2 protein-coding genes are annotated in these 2,500 nt (G+C 69.8%); both read left to right on the top strand.

The features are described from left to right. Positions 1-180 precede the first annotated feature (180 nt). A complete protein-coding gene (gene istA, locus ACFLIM_RS50065) occupies positions 181-1,659 on the top strand; it encodes an IS21 family transposase (protein ID WP_393177977.1) in 1,479 nt (492 codons plus the stop codon). After that, complete coding sequence (gene istB / locus ACFLIM_RS50060; protein ID WP_393177975.1) at positions 1,656-2,435, top strand: IS21-like element helper ATPase IstB; 780 nt, start codon at positions 1,656-1,658, stop codon at positions 2,433-2,435. Before istA ends, istB begins: the two co-directional genes overlap by 4 nt. The last annotated feature ends 65 nt before the right edge of the window (positions 2,436-2,500 follow it).

Below are 2,500 nucleotides of genomic sequence, written 5' to 3'. Positions count from 1 at the left end.
TGTCCGTGGCCATGTAAAAGTCCCCACAGGTGGCCAGTTCGAGGTCACCACTGGTGGCCGGTTTAGGTCCCCACTTCTGCTTCGCGTTGTCCGCGTGTCGTGAGGAGGGGTGTGCCCTGAGCGGTGATCGTGACGGTGTCAGCCAGTCACGAGATCACCGCTCAGGGGGTCTGCCCGGCCATGAAGTCTTCGGGGGAAGTCATGGACATCATCGCCGCCTACCGCGAGGTAGGCACCTATCGCGGGGCCGCCGAGATGTGCGGCACCACGCACAAGACCGTCAGACGCATCATCGAGCGGGCGCTGGCCGGGGACAAGCCGCCGGGCCGCAGACGGCGCGAGCACAACTTCGATACGGTCGCCGATCTGGTGGCCGAGAAGGTCAAGAGCACGGCCGGGAGGATCTCGGCCAAACGGCTGCTGCCGCTGGCCCAAGCCGCCGGATACGCCGGCTCGGCGCGCAACTTCCGGCGTCTGGTCGCCGAGGCGAAGAAGACCTGGCGGCGCGGTCACCATCGCGGCCGGCGGCCGGCGGTCTGGACGCCGGGCGAGATGCTGGTCATCGACTGGGGCGATGCGGGCGGCGGGCTGCACGTGTTCTGCGCGGTGCTGGCCTGGTCGCGGGTGCGGTTCGTCCGTTTCGCCGACAACGAGCGGGCCACCACCACGCTGGCCTTCCTGGCCGAATGCTTCGAAACGCTCGGCGGGGTACCCAAGGTGGTGCTGGCCGATCGGATGGGCTGCCTGAAGGGCGGCGTGGTCGCCAACAAGGTCATCCCCACCGGCGACTACGTGCGTTTCGCCACCCACTACGGCTTCCGGCCGGACTGGTGTGAGGCCGCAGACCCGGAATCGAAGGGCATCGTGGAGAACCTGGTCGGCTATGCCAAACGTGATCTGGTCGTGCCGCAGGCCCCGTTCGACGACCTGATCGTCGCCAACGTGGCCGCCCGCCAGTGGTGCGCCGAGGTCAACACCGTGCCGCATTCGGAGATCTGCGCCATCCCGGCCGAACGGCTGGCCGGCGAGCGTGACCTGCTGACCGCGCTGCCGTCACTGCGGCCGGCGATCGGCAAGGCCCCGGTCACCCGCAAGGTCGACCGGCTGTCCTGCGTGCGGTTCGGCTCGGCCCGCTACTCGGTGCCCACCCGGCTGATCGGCACCCGGGTCGCGGTGAGCGAGGAAGGCGGCAGGCTGCTCATCTGCGACCTGGCCACCGGCGAGATCGTCGCCGACCACCTGGCGGTCGCGCCCGGCGAGGCGTCGGTGACCGATGAGCACTACGGCGGCCCCCGGCCCGCGCCCCGCCGCGCGGCCCGGCCCCGGACCGCGGCGGAGAAGGCGTTCCTGGCGCTCGGCCCGGCGGCGGAGTCGTTCCTGACCGGCTCGGCCGCCTCGGGCAACACCCGGCTTGCTGGTGACCTGGTCGAGCTGGCTGCGCTGCGGGCCGCGCACGGTGAGCAGGCGCTGATCGCGGCGCTGGAGCGGGCGGTGAGTTTCCGCCGCTGGCGGGCCGAGGACGTGCGCTCGATCCTGGCCGCCGGCGCCGGAACCCCGCAACCGGCGCCCGCCGGTGATGCGCTGGTCGTGGAGTTGCCGCCGGTCCCGACCCGGTCGTTGACCGAGTACACGCTGGACAAGATCGGACAGGTGTCATGACCGCGCCCGCGCCCGCACCGCTGGCCGCCGACCTGGATGGCGGGCTGCGCCGGCTGAAGCTGTCCACCATCCGCAGGCTGGCGCCCGAGTTGCTGGTCACCGCCCGAACGCAGCGCTGGAATCCTGAGGAGTTCCTGCGCACGCTCATCGACGCCGAATTGGCGGCACGCGATGCCTCCAACGCCCGCGCCCGGATGAAGTCCGCCGCCTTCCCCGTGCTCAAGACCATCGAGGAGTTCGATGTCGGCGCCTCCTCGATCCCGAAGGCGACGTTCGACTACCTCGCCTCGCTGGAGTGGGTGCGGGCGGCGGAGAACTATTGCGCGGTCGGCCCGGCCGGCACCGGTAAGTCCCACAGCCTCATCGCGCTGGGCGTCGCCGCCATCCAGGCCGGCCACAAGGTCCGCTACTTCACCGCCGCCGAGCTGGTCGAAACCCTCTATCGGGGGCTGGCCGACAACTCCGTCGGCCGGGTGATCGAGAACCTGCTGCGCGCCGACCTGGTCATCATCGACGAAGTAGGGTTCGCTCCGCTCGATGACACCGGTGCCCAGCTGCTGTTCCGGTTCGTTGCCGCCGCTTATGAGCGGCGCGCGCTCGGCATCGGCTCGCACTGGCCCTTCGACCAGTGGGGACGCTTCCTGCCCGAACACACCACCGCCGTCAGCCTGCTGGACCGGCTTCTGCACCACAGCATCGTCGTGGTGACCGAGGGCGAGTCCTTCCGGATGAAACAGGCACGAACCAGGACACCAGCACGCCTGATCAAGAAGTAGTCAACTACGAAGAGGCGGGGACTTCTACATGGCCACCAGCGGCGACACGCACTTGGCCGTTGACA

Source organism: Nonomuraea marmarensis (genome assembly GCF_043197025.1).
Taxonomy (GTDB): domain Bacteria; phylum Actinomycetota; class Actinomycetes; order Streptosporangiales; family Streptosporangiaceae; genus Nonomuraea; species Nonomuraea marmarensis.
The sequence above is the reverse complement of the archived record's forward strand: the minus strand, read 5'-3'. Positions and strand labels throughout refer to the sequence as shown.